We start from the raw sequence: 16,245 nt of genomic DNA, 5'->3' as shown, positions 1-16,245 counted from the left end.
GCCTGTCTACAGCCCCAGTTCGCTCAGTCCCGGATGCGTATCCGGGCGGCGCCCCTGAGGCCAGTGGAACAGGCGCTCGCTCTGCGCAATCGGCAGGTCGTTAATGCAGGCGTAGCGGGTATGCATCAGCCCATGCTCATCGAAGGCCCAGTTTTCGTTGCCGTAGGAGCGAAACCACTGGCCGCTATCATCACACCACTCGTAGGCAAACCGCACCGCGATACGCTCATCGCTCCATGCCCACAGCTCCTTGATTAAGCGATATTCCTGCTCTTTGTTCCATTTTCGCGTCAGGAAGTCGATGATTTCGGCCCGGCCATGCACAAACTCACTGCGGTTGCGCCACTCACTGTCGATGGTATAGGCCTGCGCCACTTTTTGCGCATCGCGGCTGTTCCAGCCATCTTCGGCGGCGCGCACCTTTTGCATCGCGCTTTCACGGGTAAACGGCGGTAATGGCGGACGGTGATCGGTCATCATGGCTCTCCTTTGAGGGTTAACTGTTGTTGCAGTCGTTGGTTTTCCTGCTCCAGTTCATGAATGCGCTGTTGCAGCGTCTGGCTGTATTCCGCGATCTGCTGCGGGCTGTAGCGCGGCGTAATATGCTGCGGGCAGTTCCAGTCGAATGCCTGAAGATGAAAGCGATAAATCCGTTCGACTCTGGCCCGATAGTTTTCCGGTGTGACCCGCGCCAGCAGTTCAGGCGCATCCTCCTTCGCCAGCACCTCAATGGTGGCATAAATTTTGAGCCTCGCACGCCGCGGGTAATCCATCAAAAACAGGCAGGCCCGGTCGCTACCGCGCAGGTTGCCGGTGGTGATGTACTGCCGGTTACCACCAAAATCGGCCATCGCCAGGGTGGTGTCATCGAGCAGGTGAAGAAATCCCGCAGGCCCACCGCGATGCTGGATGTAGGGCCAGCCGGTCTGGGAGATCGTCGCCAGGTAAAAACTGTCGCGGGTGGTAATCATCTCTTCTTCGCTGGCAGAGAAGCGCTCGCCCCGACGCGGACGGTGCGGGGACTGCCACATGCCGTCACTGCCCATTTCATGCTGCACATCCATCACATCAGGTGTGATGGCGATATCAAGAAAGTCGCCTGACATAACGCCTCCGGGTCCGGTATCACTGCGCTCATCATGGACTCTGCCGTCATAAATGATAATACTGGGATATTGAGAATCATCTTTCCGATAAACGGGATAATCATGGACCGCTTAAGCGCGATGGCACTGCTGGTGAAGGTCACGGAACTGGGCAGCATGTCGGCCGCGGCGCGCACGCTGCATATGCCGCTGACCACCGTCAGCCGCCACATCGCCGAACTGGAAAGCGCGCTCGGAGTGCGCCTGCTGATCCGCACCACCCGCAAACTGACGCTGACCGATGCCGGGGTCGATTATGTCGCTGCCGCGCGGCGCATTCTGGAAGAGGTGGAGCAGGCTGAGCGCCAGGCGGCGGGAGAATATCAGCAGCCGAAGGGGGAGCTGGTGATTGCGGCGCCGACGATGTTTGGCCGGCAGCACGTTTTACCGATAGTTACCGCTTTTCTCGCCAGTTACCCGCAAATTCGCATCCGTTTACTGCTCAGCGACCGCAATGCCGATCTGATTGACGACCATATTGACCTCGCGGTACGCATCGGCGTGTTGCCGGACAGCGGCATGGTCGCCATTCGCCTCGGCGAGATGCGCATCGTTACCTGCGCGCACCCGACGCTGCTGGAAAAGCACGGGACGCCGCAGCGCCCCAGTGAACTGAGCGCGCTCCCGACGATCCATATTGAATCGCCGATGCCCTATAACGGCTGGCGCTTTAACGCGCCGGCGGCGGAAGACCGGCTGGTCGTGCTGCAGCCGGTGCTCGGGGTCACCACCCCGGAGAGCGCGGCGGACGCCGCACGGCTGGGGGCCGGCGTTGCGCGCCTGCTGCACTATCAGGCCATCGATGGCCTGGCCTGCGGAGAGCTCCGGCTGGTACTGGAAACCGTCGAGCCGCCAGCGGCGCCGGTCCATCTGCTGTATCCCGCTCGTGAACTGGCGCCGCTGAAGCTGCGGAAATTTCTCGATTTCGCCACCCCCGCGCTGCGTCAGGCGCTGCGACGGATCGCGGCAACCGGTTAGTCCATCGCCTTTTTCAACGGCACCTCTTTCAGCAACCACGACAGCAGGAACGCCACCGCCATGATGCAGGCCGCCATCAGGAAGGCAGCATGGATCGCCGAGCCAAACGCATCGAGATAATCGAGACGGATCTCAGACGGCAGGTTCTGTACCGCCGCCGGGTTCAGCGCCCGCGGCAGTTCGGCCCCTTCCGGCAACAGACGCTGGAGGTTGTTTTGCAGCACGTGGGTAAACACCGCACCAAACAGCGCCACCCCAATGGAGCCGCCAATCGAGCGGAACAGCGTCACCCCGGAGGTCGCCACGCCGTACATCTGCGCCGGCATCGCGTTCTGCACGGCCAGCACCAGCACCTGCATTACCAGTCCCAGCCCCATACCCAGCACGCCGGTAAACAGATACAGCTGCCACATCGGCGAATGGATCGTAATCCGCGTCAGCAGCAACATCCCGACCATACCTAACAGCGTCCCGAGAATCGGAAACAGGCGGTATTTCCCGGTACGGCTGATGATGCGTCCGCTGATGATCGACGTCAGTAGCAGGCCGCCCATCAGCGGGATCAGCTGCAGCCCGGCTTCGGTCGGGGTTGCCGCCTTCACCACCTGCAGATAGAGCGGCAGGAAGGTGACCGAGCCAAACAGCGCCATCCCGATAACAAAACCAATCATGCTGCACAGCAGGAAGCTGCGGTTACGGAACAGGGAGAGCGGAATGATCGGTTCTGCGGCAATCCGCTCTTCATAAATAAAGCCGATGACCCCCACCACGCCAAAGGCCAGAATGCACCACAGCTGCGGGTCGTTCCACGCGCGCACGCTGCCGCCTTCGGAGGTAAACAGGATGATGCACAGCAGCGCCATACTCAGGTAAATCGCGCCCAGCCAGTCCACCTGATGCTGGCTACGTTTATTGCTGCTGTGGAATACCGCGCCGATCACCAGCAGCGCAAACAGCCCCAGCGGCAGGTTGATGTAGAAAATCCAGCGCCACGAGGCGTGCTGCACCAGGAACCCGCCGATGAGCGGCCCGATCACCGTGGCCAGGCCGAATACGCCACCGAACAACCCCTGATAGCGGCCACGGTTAGCCGGCGGGATCACGTCGGCAACCGCCGCCATGCTAATCACCATCAGACCGCCGCCGCCCAGCCCCTGCAAGGCACGCATCAGCACCAGCTGCGTCATATTCTGCGCCACGCCGCACAGCGCGGACCCGACCAGGAACAGGACGATCGCCACCTGCAGCACGATTTTGCGGCCATACAGATCGCCAAATTTGCCGTACAGCGGCACCACAATCATCGAGCTAAGAATATAGGCGGTCACCACCCAGGAGAGCTTATCCAGCCCGCCCAGCTCGCCGACAATCGTCGGCAGTGCGGTTGACACAATGGTCTGATCCAGCGCCGACAGCAGCATCACCAGCAGCAGCGCGCTGAACAGTAAACGGATCGACGGCGCAGGTTGTTGGGTCGTGATTTGAGACGTCATCTCATCACTCACTTGAAATTAATTAAATGTATAATTAATATTTAGGGAAATGATGAATCACGTCAAGAGAACATTCCGAAATGCGCGCACAAAAAGACAATGATGTCCCTCGCCGCCCTGGCCGTCCGCGGGGTAAAAAACCCGGTACGGCCAACCGCGAACAGCTAATGGATATTGCCCTTGCGCTGTTTGCCCGTCAGGGCATCGGCCATACCTCGCTCAATGCGATCGCCAAAGAAGCGGGGGTCACCCCGGCGATGCTGCATTACTACTTCAGTTCGCGGGAAGCGTTGGTGGACCAGCTGCTGGAAGAACGTTTCATGCCGCTGCGTCACCAGATCAGCAAGATTTTCGTCGCCCATGCGGACGACCCGGTCACCGCCCTCACGCTGCTGATTGACGAGCTGGGCACCCTGGCGGAGCAACACGCCTGGTTTGCGCCCCTGTGGATGCAGGAGATGATCGGCGAGATGCCGGTGCTGCGCCAGCATATACATGCCCGCTTCGGCGAAGAGCGCTATCACCTGATGCTGAATACGGTCACACGCTGGCAGGAGGAGGGCAAAATCAACCCGGCCCTGTCGCCAGCGCTGCTGTTTACCTCGCTGATTAGCCTGGTGCTGGTGCCGTTCTCGCGCCTGCGCACCGATGAACGTTTAGCGGCGATCACCCGCCAGAACATCGTTGACCATGCGCTGGCGCTGCTCCGACAGGGCATTGCGGGATAGGCCACGAAGCGGCACTCCCCGGCAGGGCTATAGCGCCTTCGAGAGATAGTGGCGCTCCATGCCGACGTGGGGGAAATCCGGGAGCGACATCTGCAGCTGATAGCCCTGTTTTTGGTAGAACGGCAGGGCCTGAAAGCTAAAGGTATCGACCAGCACATGGCGACACCCCGCCTCCCGCGCCTGGTTTTCCGCCTCACGCATCAGCTGGCTGCCCAGGCCGCCGCCGCGCTGCGCCTCGCTGACCCATAAATAGTCAATACACAACCAGTTAGCCTTTCTTTTGGCAATCAGTCCGCCCAACATGACCCCCGCTTCGTCACGGATATAGACGCCGGTTTCACCAAATTGTGTCGCATCGAGATACCGCAGATTATATTCTCGTAGTCCTGCGAACAACTCTTCCTGATCCGCCGGATTAATGCTTTTTGTTATTATTAATGCCATCTTAATTCTCCATAATTGAATATTTATAAGAAATACCTATACCTTAAATTCACAAAAAATACTTAATTTCTCCATTATTTGCTGCGTAAATTCCCTGAGCATTTTTTTAATCAAAAAAACCTTTCCATCATTCGCTGAAACCGTATAATGACGAAAAATGAGAACGATCATTCTCACTCTTCATTCCGAGGATAACACCATGAGCAGCGCACTGGCCGACCGACAAAAACGCCGACAGGATGAGATCATCGCTGCCGCACGCCACTGCTTCCGCCATCATGGTTTCCACGGGGCCAGCATGGCGAACATCGCCAGCCAGGCCAGCCTGAGCGTCGGGCAAATCTATCGTTACTTTGCCAATAAAGACGCCATCATTGAAGAAATGATCCGCCGTATCATTGATTACCGCATCACTAAAATGGACGGGAATACCCAGACGGATGAGATCCCCCGCGTGCTTGCCCACCGGGAAACGCTGGATGAAGATGATGACGCATTGATGTTAGAAATGGCGGCAGAAGCGACGCGTAACCCGCAAATCGCCGCCATGATGGTCGAGGCCGACAAACGTATGTTTGCTAACGCCTGCGCGCACATACAAAAGACCTATCCGCACCTCAGCGAGGAACGTGTTCGTTGTTGCGTAGAAGTCACCGCAGTGATGATGGAAGGGACGATTTATCGGCGCCTGGTTCCGCAAACCGTAGAGCCAGAGATACTCGAGAAACTGTATCGGGAAATAACCACTATGTTATTAACGGATAAATAATTAACCACCATCAATAGAACGGGAATATTGCATTCCCTTTTCGTCGTTTCCGTTTCGCGGAAATGCGTCATCAGCTGGCCACAACCTCGTTATTGAAATAACGAGGAGGACGTCGTTCATCCTGAGAATATATAATGAAATATACAATACTCCCCATCGCAGCGGCACTATTACTCCTCAGCGGATGTGATAATGCGCAAACATCCGCTCCCCCGCAGATGACGCCGGAAGTTGGTGTTGTCACCCTGAAAAATCAATCGGTTTCAGTGATCAGCGAGCTGACCGGACGCACCACGGCATCGCTAAGCGCTGAAGTGCGCCCGCAGGTTGGCGGCATTATTCAAAAACGCCTGTTTACCGAAGGGGATATGGTGAAAGCCGGACAGGCGCTGTATCAAATCGACCCTTCCAGCTATCGTGCGACCTACAACCAATCCGCCGCCGCCCTGAAACAGGCGCAGGCGCTGGTGATCTCCGACTGTCAGAAAGCCCAGCGCTATGCGGTGCTGGTGAAGGAAAATGGCGTGTCTCGCCAGGATGCCGACGATGCGATGTCTACCTGTAACCAGGACAAAGCCAGCGTAGAGTCGCAAAAAGCGGCCCTCGAAAGCGCGCGCATCAACCTCGACTGGACGACCGTCACCTCGCCGATCGCCGGGCGTATTGGTATCTCCTCCGTCACCCCGGGCGCGCTGGTGTCTGCCGATCAGGATACCGCGCTGGCCACCGTTCGCGGCCTCGACACCATGTATGTCGACCTCACCCGCTCCAGCGTCGATCTGCTGCGCTTGCGCAAACAGACCCTGGCCACCAACAGCGACACCCTCAGCGTCTCTCTGACCCTGGAAGATGGCAGCACCTATAGCGAGAAAGGCCGCCTGGCGTTGACGGAAGTGGCGGTGGATGAGTCCACCGGCTCGGTCACGCTGCGCGCGGTCTTCCCTAACCCGCAGCACGTCCTGTTGCCGGGGATGTTCGTACGCGCCCACGTCGATGAAGGGGTCATGGACGATGCGATTCTGGCGCCGCAGCAGGGGATTACCCGCGATGCCAAAGGCACCGCCACCGCACTGATTGTCGACAGCAGCAACAAAGTGGAACAGCGTGAAGTGGAAACCGGCGAAACCTATGGCGACAAATGGCTGGTGGTTACCGGTCTGAAGGCCGGCGATAAGCTGATTGTCGAAGGCACCTCGAAGGTCAGCATTGGCCAGCAGGTCAAAGCGGTCGAAGCCACCACTAACGGGGGCAATGCCTGATGTTCTCTCGCTTCTTCGTGCGACGCCCGGTCTTTGCCTGGGTTATCGCGATTCTGATTATGCTCGCCGGGGTCCTGGCCATCCGCACCTTGCCGGTTGCCCAGTATCCTGACGTGGCGCCGCCGGCGGTGAAAATCTCCGCCACCTATACCGGGGCCTCTGCGGAAACCCTGGAAAACAGCGTGACCCAGGTTATCGAACAGCAGCTCACCGGGCTGGATAACCTGCTTTACTTTACCTCCACCAGCAGCTCCGACGGCTCGGTCAGCATTACCGTGACCTTCGAGCAGGGTACCGACCCGGACACCGCCCAGGTGCAGGTACAGAACAAAGTTCAGCAGGCGGAATCTCGTCTGCCGAGCGAAGTGCAGCAGGCCGGCGTGACGGTGGAAAAATCGCAGAGCAGCTTCCTGCTGATCCTCGCGGTGTATGACAAAACCAACCGCGCCACCAGCTCCGATATTTCCGACTGGCTGGTCAGTAATATGCAGGACCCGCTGGCGCGTATCGAAGGGGTCGGGAGTCTGCAGGTGTTCGGTGCCGAATACGCCATGCGCATCTGGATGGACCCGACCAAACTGGCCTCCTTCGCGCTAATGCCGTCGGACGTGCAGTCGGCCATTGAAGCGCAGAACGTGCAGGTCTCTGCGGGCAAGATCGGCGCCCTGCCGTCTTCGAACGCGCAGCAGCTCACCGCCACCGTGCGCGCCCAGTCCCGTCTGCAAACGGTCGATCAGTTCAAGAATATTATCGTCAAAAGTAAATCCGACGGCTCCGTCGTGCGCGTCAGCGATGTCGCTCGCGTGGAGATGGGGAGTGAAGATTACACCGCGCTGGCTAACCTCAACGGCCACCCGGCGGCGGGTATCGCGGTGATGATGGCGCCAGGGGCCAACGCCCTTGATACCTCCACGCTGGTGAAGGACAAAATCAACGAGTACCGCCACCAGATGCCGGCGGGCTACGATATTGCCTACCCGAAAGACAGCACCGAATTTATTAAAATCTCCATCGAGGACGTGATTCAAACGCTGATTGAAGCCATCGTGCTGGTGATCTGCGTGATGTACCTGTTCCTGCAAAACTTCCGCGCCACGCTGATCCCGGCGGTGGCGGTGCCGGTGGTGCTGCTCGGTACCTTTGGCGTGCTGGCGCTGTTCGGCTACTCCATCAACACCCTGACCCTGTTTGCAATGGTGCTGGCCATCGGCCTGCTGGTCGATGACGCCATCGTGGTGGTGGAAAACGTCGAACGTATCATGCGTGACGAAGGGCTTTCCGCCCTTGAAGCCACCGAGAAATCGATGGGGGAAATCACCGGGGCGCTGATCGCCATCGCCCTCGTGCTGTCGGCGGTATTCCTGCCGATGGCCTTCTTCGGCGGCTCGACCGGGGTTATCTATCGCCAGTTCTCGGTGACCATTATCTCCGCGATGATGCTGTCGGTGGTGGTGGCGTTAACCTTAACCCCGGCGCTGTGCGGCGCGCTGCTCAGCCACTCCAAACCGCATACCACCGGCTTCTTTGGCGCCTTTAACCGCCTGTGGGGCCGTACCGAACAGGGCTATCAGCATCGTGTTATTGGCGGCCTGCGCCGCTCGGTGATCATGATGGGGGCCTTCGCGGTGATCTGCGCTGGTATGGCGCTGGCGATGTGGAAACTGCCGGGCAGCTTCCTGCCGGTCGAGGATCAGGGCGAAATCATGGTCCAGTACACCCTGCCGGCAGGCGCCACCGCGGTGCGAACCGCAGAAGTGCGCCGCCAGGTCACCGACTGGTTCCTGACCAAAGAGAAAGACAACACCGACGTTATCTTTACCGTCGATGGCTTCAGCTTCAGCGGCAGCGGACAAAACGCCGGGATGGCCTTCGTCTCGCTGAAAAACTGGTCCGAACGTAAAGGGGCAGAAAACACCGCCCAGGCGATTGCCCTGCGCGCCACCAAAGAGCTAGGCAGCATTCGCGATGCCTCCCTGTTTGCGATGATCCCGCCATCGGTGGACGGCCTGGGTCAAAGCAACGGCTTTACCTTCGAGCTGATGTCCAGCGGCGGCACCGACCGCGATAGCCTGATGAAGATGCGTACCCAGCTGCTGGCGGCGGCGAATCAAAGTACGGAACTCCAGTCGGTCCGTGCCAACGACCTGCCGCAGATGCCGCAACTACAGGTGGACATCGACAACAACAAGGCCGTCTCGCTGGGCCTGTCGCTGAGCGATGTAACCGACACGCTCTCCAGCGCCTGGGGCGGGACCTACGTCAACGACTTTATCGACCGTGGCCGAGTGAAAAAGGTCTATATCCAGGGCGATAGCGAGGCGCGCGCCGTCCCGTCTGATCTCAACAAATGGTTTGTCCGCGGCAGCGACGATAGCATGACGCCGTTCTCCGCCTTCGCCAGCACCCACTGGGAGTATGGCCCGGAAAGCCTGGTGCGCTACAACGGCTCTGCCGCCTTTGAAATCCAGGGTGAGAACGCCAGCGGCTTCAGCTCTGGCGCGGCGATGGACAAGATGGAAGCGTTAGCCAACAACCTGCCAGCTGGAACCACCTGGGCATGGAGCGGCTTGTCGCTGCAGGAAAAACTGGCCAGCGGCCAGGCGATGAGCCTCTACGCCATCTCGATTCTGGTGGTGTTCCTGTGCCTGGCGGCGCTGTATGAAAGCTGGTCGGTGCCGTTCTCGGTGATCATGGTTATCCCGCTGGGTCTGCTCGGTGCCGCGCTGGCGGCCTGGATGCGCGATCTCAGCAACGATGTCTACTTCCAGGTGGCGCTGTTGACCACCATCGGCCTGTCGTCGAAGAACGCCATCCTGATCGTCGAGTTTGCCGAAGCGGCGGTTGATGAGGGCTATTCGCTGTCACGTGCTGCACTGCGTGCGGCGCAAACCCGTCTGCGCCCTATCGTGATGACCTCGCTGGCGTTTGTCGCCGGGGTGCTGCCGCTGGCGGTCGCTACCGGGGCCGGGGCCAACAGCCGTGTGGCGATCGGTACCGGCATTATCGGTGGGACCCTGACCGCCACGCTGCTGGCGATCTTCTTCGTTCCCCTGTTCTTTGTGCTGGTGAAACGTCTGTTCACCCGCCGACGCCCCACTCAGGAGTAAGTTATGTTTCGTTTTACGTTAGTGTTTGTCGCGCTCCTGACCGCCGGCTGTGTCTCGCTCGATCCGGACTACAGCCGCCCGGCGGCGCCGATCCCCGCCACGCTCCCCGGCACCCACGGTGAAGCAAGCGCGGTGGTCGGCAACTGGCAGCAGGTTGTCAACGATGCGCGTCTCAACAAAGTGGTCAGCATGGCGCTGACCAGTAACCGCGACGTGCAGAAAGCGATCGCCGACATCGAAGCCGCCCGGGCGCAACTTGGCGAAACCCGCGCCACGCTGTTCCCGACCCTGAATGCGGAGCTCAGCCATACCCGCAGTCAAACGGTAGACAGCGGCCTGACCTCCTCATCGCAGGCCGATGGGGCGGTCTCCAGCTTCGAGCTGGATCTGTTCGGTAAAAATCAGAGTCTGACACGGGCGGCGCGGGAAACCTGGCTTGCCAGCGAATACACCGCGCAGAACACCCGCCTGACGATGATTTCCGACCTGACCACCGCCTGGGTTACCCTCGCGGCGGACAATAGCAACCTGGCGCTGGCCCAGGAGACGCTGGCCAGCGCCGATAATTCGCGCAAAATCGTCGCCCGTCAGATGGCGGTCGGCACCGCCTCCGCCGGCGATCTCAGCGATGCGGAAAGCGTTTATCAGCAGGCACGCGCCAGCGTTGCCAGCTATCGGACTCAGGTCGCCCAGGATAAAAACGCCCTCAACCTGCTGGCCGGTACCACCGTGCCGGACAGCCTGCTCCCGGGCACCCTGGAAAGCCTCGCCGACAACAGCATCGTGCTGGTGCCGGCAGGAGTTTCGTCATCGGTGCTGCTGCGCCGTCCGGACATTCAGGAAGCAGAGCACAACCTGAAGAGCGCTAACGCCGATATTGGTTCGGCGCGGGCCAACTTCTTCCCGACTATCTCCCTGACCGCCAGCGCCGGCGTCGGCAGCGATGCGCTGTCGTCGCTGTTCAGCCACGGGATGTCGGTGTGGTCATTCGCCCCGTCAATCAGCCTGCCGCTGTTCACCGGCGGCAGTAATCTGGCGCAGCTGCGCTATGCCGAAGCGGAGAAAAAAGGGCTGATCGCCACCTACGAGAAGACCATTCAGAGCGCCTTTAAGGACGTCGCCGATGCGCTGGCCCGCCGGGAAACATTGAGCGAGCAGCTGAGTGCCCAACGTGAGTACGTCGCGGCGGAACAGACGTCGTTGGATATTGCGATGCGTCGTTACCAGACCGGCATCGGTGATTATCTGTCGGTCCTGACCGCCCAGCGCACGCTGTGGTCGGCGAAGGCCACGCTGATTTCGCTGCAACAGACCGATCTGGAAAACCGCATCACCCTCTGGCAATCGCTGGGAGGCGGCGCCAGCTAAGTCATCCCTGCCGGGCTCTCGCCCGGCAGACATAAGGAGTTTTTATGCCACGCATCTCTCTTTCATGGGTGCTGATTCTCGGTCTGCTCACCGCCATCGGCCCGCTGTGCACCGACTTTTATCTGCCCGCCCTACCGGACATAACCCAGCAACTGAGCGCCACCGGCACCCAGACCCAGCTCTCCCTGACCGCCGCGCTGATTGGCCTCGGCGTGGGCCAGCTGTTTTTTGGCCCGCTGAGCGACCGTATCGGGCGCAAAAAGCCGCTGGCGCTGTCGCTGCTGCTGTTTATCTTCTCATCGGCGATGTGCGCCATGACCTATGACGTACATATGCTGATCGGCTGGCGTTTCCTGCAGGGCTTCGCCGGGGCGGGCGGCTCGGTACTGTCCCGCTCGATTGCCCGCGATAAATATCAGGGCACCCAGCTGACCCAGTTCTTTGCCCTGCTGATGGCCGTCAACGGCATCGCCCCGGTGGTGTCGCCGGTGATCGGCGGGTACATCACCACCTCCTTCGACTGGCGCTTTCTGTTCTGGGCGATGGCCGGTATCGGTGCCGTGCTGCTGATCGTCAGCCTGGCGGTGCTTCAGGAAACGCGTCCTGCCCAGGGCACCGCGACGGCAGCGCAGCAACACGATACCCCGGTGCTGAAAAACCGCCGCTTTATGCGCTACTGCCTGATTCAGGCCTTTATGATGGCGGGGCTGTTCTCGTACATCGGGTCATCGTCGTTCGTGATCCAGAGCGAATACGGCATGAGCGCCCTGCAGTTCAGCCTGCTGTTCGGTCTGAACGGCATCGGGTTGATTATCGCCGCGCAGATTTTTTCCCGCCTTTCGCACCACTACGATGCGGATATGCTGCTGCGTCGCGGCCTGACGCTGGCCGTCCTGTCGGCGACGCTGACGCTGCTCCTCGCCTGGCTGCAGCTGCCGTGGCTGGCGCTGGCTGGCCTGTTCTTCACAGTGTCCTTCATGAGCGGCATCAGCACGATTTCCGGCTCCAGAGCAATGAGCGAAGTCAGCAGCGCCCAGTCGGGCACCGCATCCGCCCTGATGGGGACCCTGATGTTCGTCTGCGGCGGTATCGCCGCGCCGCTGGCCGGGATCGGCGGTGAAACGATGCTGAAAATGAGCATCGCCATGACAATCAGCTATCTGATCGCCCTGTTTTTCGGCCTGCAAAAAGGCAACACCAGCTGCTAAATCATCGTGCAGTAATAAAATATTCCAATATTATTACTGCGCGACACCCCGCCATACCTATAAATATCCGCTTATCCCTTCTGTCTTAATCGTGACACCCTTCACATGAAAGGAATAATTAATTCCTTAGAATCTATCTCAACTGTGACTGATGAGGTTTAATGATGAGTATCGACCTGAGCGCATTGCTGACCGAGCGCCGTAATGCCAATAGCGCCAATATAGACACCCTGTCCACCGTCGACATGCTGACGGTAATCAACCAGGAGGACCAGCAGGTAGCCCAGGCGATCGCCCCCTATTTGCCGCAGATTGCCCAGGTGGTGGATAAAGTGGCTGCCGCCATCCAGGACGGCGGACGGCTGATCTACATCGGGGCCGGCACCTCCGGCCGCCTCGGGATCCTCGATGCCAGCGAATGCCCGCCGACGTTCGGCACCCGCCCGGAGCAGGTGGTGGGGATCATCGCCGGCGGTCATAAAGCGATTCTCAGCGCCGTCGAAAACGTCGAAGACAACAAAGCGCAGGGCGCGCAGGATCTGCAAAACCTGAACTTCAGCAACCGCGACGTACTGGTTGGCCTGGCCGCCAGCGGGCGTACCCCTTATGTCATTGGCGCGATGGAATATGCCCACAGCCAGAACGCTTTTGTCGCCATCGTCAGTTGCAACCCGCATGGCGAAATGGCGCGTCTGGCCGATGTTGCCATCACCCCGGTCGTTGGCCCGGAAGTGGTCACCGGCTCTACCCGCCTGAAAGCCGGCACCGCCCAGAAGCTGGTGCTGAACATGATCTCCACCGGCGCGATGATCCGCGTGGGCAAGGTCTACAGCAACCTGATGGTTGACGTCGAAGCGACCAATGCCAAGCTTATCGAGCGCCAGGTATCCATCGTGATGGAGGCGACCGACTGCGATCGCGCCACCGCGCTTGCCGCGCTGGACGCTTGCGAGCGCCACTGTAAAACGGCCATTGTGATGGTGCTGGCGGATCTTAGCGCCGCAGAGGCGCAATCGCTGCTGAGCAAAAATAACGGCTATATCCGCCAGGCGCTGAGCAATACCTAAGCGCCGACAACCAGGTAACGTGCAATGGCAAAAATAAATAAAGAGATGATAGCGCGGATCCTTACCCATGTTGGCGGAGCCGGAAACGTCGCCCAGGCGGGGAACTGCATGACCCGCCTGCGCTTAACTTTACGTGATGAGCAGCTGGCCGATAGCGCCGCCATCCGCCAGATTGAAGGCGTGATGGGCGTTATCGTCAGCGATGAACAGTTCCAGGTAGTGCTCGGCCCCGGCAAAGCGCAAACCGCCGCAGAGATGATGAACGGAATGCTGGAGGACGCCCCCGCGGACGCGCCTTCTCTGGCGGATGTCGCGGCGGAGAAAAAACAGGCGCTGAAGAGCAAGCAAACCAGCGGCGTGCAGAAGTTTCTCGCCAAATTCGCCACCATTTTTACCCCACTGATCCCCGGCTTTATCGCGGTTGGCCTGCTGCTTGGCTTCGCGACGCTGGCGGAGCAGATGTTCGTGCTGGAAAACGCCCATCCCAGCGCCTCGCTGGTGGCGCTGATCGGCTACATGAAAGTGTTCAGCAAGGGGATGTTCACCTTCCTGAGCATCCTGATTGGCTATAACGCCCAGAAGGCGTTCGGCGGTTCCGGGGTCAACGGCGCGATCATCGCCTCGCTGTTCGTCCTCGGCTACAACCCCGAAGCCACCAGCGGATTTTATGCCGGGATCACCACCTTCTTTGGCCACGGCATTGACCCGCGCGGCAATATTATCGGCGTGCTGATTGCCTCGATTCTCGGCGCGTGGGTGGAAAAACAGGTGCGTCGGATCATGCCGGCCAACCTCGATATGATCCTCACCTCGGCGGTGACGCTGCTGATTATGGGCGCGGTGACCTTTACCGTGATCATGCCGATTGGCGGCTGGCTGTTTACCGGGATGTCGTGGTTGTTCCTGCATCTCAACGGCAACCCGTTCGGCTCCGCCGTGCTGGCCGGTCTGTTCCTGCTGGCGGTGATGTTCGGCGTGCACCAGGGCTTCGTGCCGGTCTACTTTGCGCTGGTCGATGCCCAGGGCTTTAACTCGCTGTTCCCAATCCTGGCGATGGCGGGAGCCGGGCAGGTCGGCGCGGCGCTGGCGCTGTACTGGCGGGCAAAGCACGGTTCGCTGCTGCGTACGCAGATTAAAGGGGCGATTATTCCCGGCTTCCTCGGCATTGGCGAACCGCTGATTTACGGCGTAACCCTGCCGCGCATGAAGCCGTTTATTACCGCCTGTATCGGCGGCGCCTGCGGCGGCTTCTTCCTCGGTCTGGTGGCCTGGCTGGGCCTGCCGGTAGGTCTGAACACGGTGTTCGGGCCGTCTGGCCTGGTGGCGCTACCGCTGATGACCTCCGCCAGCGGGATCTACGCCGGCATGGCGGTTTATGCCGCGGGGCTCGCGGTGGCCTATCTGTGCGGCTTTGTCTGCACCTGGCTGTTCGGCAGCAAAAACGTTGATTTGAGCTAGGACGCGGCTCGGATACATCACGGTGTACATTATTTAACCCGCCACATGGCGTAATATGGCGTAATGCTGGTCACTTAAGGTGGCCAGCATTTTTTATGGTTTACCGCATACCTGGCTTTTCACCAACACACCTGTGACCCGACTACCATTTCCTGCCCGTTGCTCCTCGCTGGCTCATGCTATGATGCCCGCTTTGCGCTATTTCACTCGAGGAAAAGATGGGCTCCAGCAAAAAAGGGATGCTGAACGTACTGATAGCCGCCGTGCTATGGGGTAGCTCCGGCGTGTGTGCACAGTACATTATGCAGCAAAGCCAGATGTCATCGCCGTTTCTGACCATGACGCGCCTGCTGTTTGCTGGCCTGATCCTGCTGATGCTCGCCTTCGTTCACGGCGATAAAATTTTCCGCGTCCTGCAAAACCGTAAAGATGCGCTGAGCCTGCTGATCTTCTCGCTGTTCGGCGCGCTGACCGTGCAGTACACCTTCCTGATGACCATCGAGAAATCGAATGCCGCGACCGCGACGGTGCTGCAGTTCCTGTCGCCAACCATTATCGTCGCCTGGTTCGCGCTGGCGCGCAAAACCCGCCCTCGCCCGTTGGTACTGGCGGCGATCGGCACGTCGCTGGCCGGGACGTTCCTGCTGGTGACCCACGGCAATCCGACCACGCTGTCTATTTCACCCTCGGCGCTGCTCTGGGGTGTCGCTTCGGCCTTTGCCGCCGCGTTTTACACCACCTATCCCTCGACGCTTATCGCCCGGTACGGCACGCTGCCGATCGTCGGCTGGAGTATGCTGCTGGGCGGCGCCATGCTGCTGCCGTTCTACGGCGGTCAGGGCAACAACTTTGTGGTCAACGGCCGCCTGCTGCTGGCCTTTTTCTATCTGGTGGTGATCGGCACCTCGCTGACCTTCAGCCTCTATTTAAACGGCGCGCAGATGATTGGCGGCGCGAAGGCGGGGATCCTCAGCTGTGCGGAACCGCTGAGCAGCGCCCTGCTATCCCTGCTGCTGCTGGGTATTACCTTCACGCTGCCGGACTGGCTCGGCACGCTGCTGATTCTCTCGTCGGTGGTGCTGATCGCCGTGGATTCCCGGCGTAAAGTGCGGGTAACATAGAAAAGCAATCAACTGATTTTAAACAACTTAATCTCAGCGCCATTTGCGTGTTTCGCCGCCTGAGCATATAGTTGACTGAAGCGACTAGTTAAGGAGAATC

Annotated in this window: 14 protein-coding genes; 10 read left to right on the top strand and 4 right to left on the bottom strand. The window is 59.7% G+C overall.

The features are described from left to right. Positions 1–6: 6 nt before the first annotated feature. Together EDF82_RS18955 and EDF82_RS18950 are read right to left on the bottom strand one after the other, a co-directional pair. On the bottom strand, positions 7–477 hold the full coding sequence (locus EDF82_RS18955) for a nuclear transport factor 2 family protein (RefSeq protein ID WP_123757066.1): 471 nt from the start codon (positions 475–477) through the stop codon (positions 7–9). After that, complete coding sequence (locus tag EDF82_RS18950) at positions 477–1,106, bottom strand: pyridoxamine 5'-phosphate oxidase family protein (protein ID WP_123757065.1); 630 nt, start codon at positions 1,104–1,106, stop codon at positions 477–479. Before EDF82_RS18950 ends, EDF82_RS18955 begins: the two co-directional genes overlap by 1 nt. 102 nt (positions 1,107–1,208) lie before the next feature. Here EDF82_RS18950 and EDF82_RS18945 point away from each other — a divergent pair, with 102 nt between their 5' ends. Beyond that, positions 1,209–2,123 carry a LysR family transcriptional regulator gene (locus EDF82_RS18945; protein WP_123757064.1) on the top strand — a complete coding sequence of 305 codons (915 nt, stop codon included), beginning with the start codon at positions 1,209–1,211 and terminating at the stop codon, positions 2,121–2,123. Here the strand turns inward: EDF82_RS18945 and EDF82_RS18940 are convergent. Then, positions 2,120–3,616, bottom strand: a complete 1,497-nt coding sequence (locus EDF82_RS18940) for an MDR family MFS transporter (RefSeq protein WP_123757063.1) — start codon at positions 3,614–3,616, stop codon at positions 2,120–2,122. The two genes, EDF82_RS18945 and EDF82_RS18940, sit on opposite strands and share 4 nt — an antisense overlap. A gap of 80 nt (positions 3,617–3,696) precedes the next feature. On the opposite strand from EDF82_RS18940, the gene EDF82_RS18935 reads away from it, so the two are divergent. Beyond that, a complete protein-coding gene (locus tag EDF82_RS18935; RefSeq protein WP_123757062.1) occupies positions 3,697–4,344 on the top strand; it encodes a TetR/AcrR family transcriptional regulator in 648 nt (215 codons plus the stop codon). Positions 4,345–4,371: 27 nt separating this feature from the next. Here the strand turns inward: EDF82_RS18935 and EDF82_RS18930 are convergent, their stop codons facing one another. Next, entirely contained in the window at positions 4,372–4,788 is a 417-nt protein-coding gene (locus tag EDF82_RS18930; protein WP_123757061.1) for a GNAT family N-acetyltransferase, read from the bottom strand. Positions 4,789–4,987: 199 nt separating this feature from the next. On the opposite strand from EDF82_RS18930, the gene EDF82_RS18925 reads away from it, so the two are divergent. The 8 genes from EDF82_RS18925 (at position 4,988) to EDF82_RS18890 (ending at position 16,145) form a co-directional block, all read left to right on the top strand. Next, complete coding sequence (locus tag EDF82_RS18925; protein WP_123757060.1) at positions 4,988–5,557, top strand: TetR/AcrR family transcriptional regulator; 570 nt, start codon at positions 4,988–4,990, stop codon at positions 5,555–5,557. A 134-nt stretch (positions 5,558–5,691) separates the two neighbouring features. Then, positions 5,692–6,816 carry an efflux RND transporter periplasmic adaptor subunit gene (locus EDF82_RS18920; RefSeq protein ID WP_123757059.1) on the top strand — a complete coding sequence of 375 codons (1,125 nt, stop codon included), beginning with the start codon at positions 5,692–5,694 and terminating at the stop codon, positions 6,814–6,816. Beyond that, a complete protein-coding gene (locus tag EDF82_RS18915) occupies positions 6,816–9,923 on the top strand; it encodes an efflux RND transporter permease subunit (RefSeq protein WP_123757058.1) in 3,108 nt (1,035 codons plus the stop codon). Before EDF82_RS18920 ends, EDF82_RS18915 begins: the two co-directional genes overlap by 1 nt. Positions 9,924–9,926: 3 nt before the next feature. Further along, on the top strand, positions 9,927–11,291 hold the full coding sequence (locus tag EDF82_RS18910; protein WP_123757057.1) for an efflux transporter outer membrane subunit: 1,365 nt from the start codon (positions 9,927–9,929) through the stop codon (positions 11,289–11,291). 44 nt (positions 11,292–11,335) lie between these two features. Continuing rightward, the gene (locus tag EDF82_RS18905) at positions 11,336–12,499 is read left to right on the top strand and encodes a multidrug effflux MFS transporter (RefSeq protein ID WP_123757056.1); all 1,164 of its coding nucleotides are present in this window, start codon (positions 11,336–11,338) and stop codon (positions 12,497–12,499) included. A 164-nt stretch (positions 12,500–12,663) separates the two neighbouring features. Next, positions 12,664–13,566 (top strand): N-acetylmuramic acid 6-phosphate etherase, encoded by a 903-nt coding sequence (gene murQ / locus EDF82_RS18900; RefSeq protein WP_123757377.1) that lies wholly within the window; start codon positions 12,664–12,666, stop codon positions 13,564–13,566. 24 nt (positions 13,567–13,590) lie between these two features. Next, positions 13,591–15,024: a PTS N-acetylmuramic acid transporter subunit IIBC gene (murP, locus tag EDF82_RS18895; RefSeq protein ID WP_123757055.1), complete on the top strand. Its 1,434-nt coding sequence runs from the start codon at positions 13,591–13,593 to the stop codon at positions 15,022–15,024. A gap of 218 nt (positions 15,025–15,242) precedes the next feature. Then, positions 15,243–16,145: an EamA family transporter gene (locus EDF82_RS18890; RefSeq protein ID WP_174509609.1), complete on the top strand. Its 903-nt coding sequence runs from the start codon at positions 15,243–15,245 to the stop codon at positions 16,143–16,145. Positions 16,146–16,245 lie beyond the last annotated feature (100 nt).

It is taken from the genome of Klebsiella sp. BIGb0399, assembly GCF_003752615.1.
GTDB classification, from domain to species: domain Bacteria; phylum Pseudomonadota; class Gammaproteobacteria; order Enterobacterales; family Enterobacteriaceae; genus Klebsiella; species Klebsiella lignicola.
Note: the sequence above shows the minus strand (reverse complement) of the source record. Positions and strands in the feature narration are given on the sequence as shown.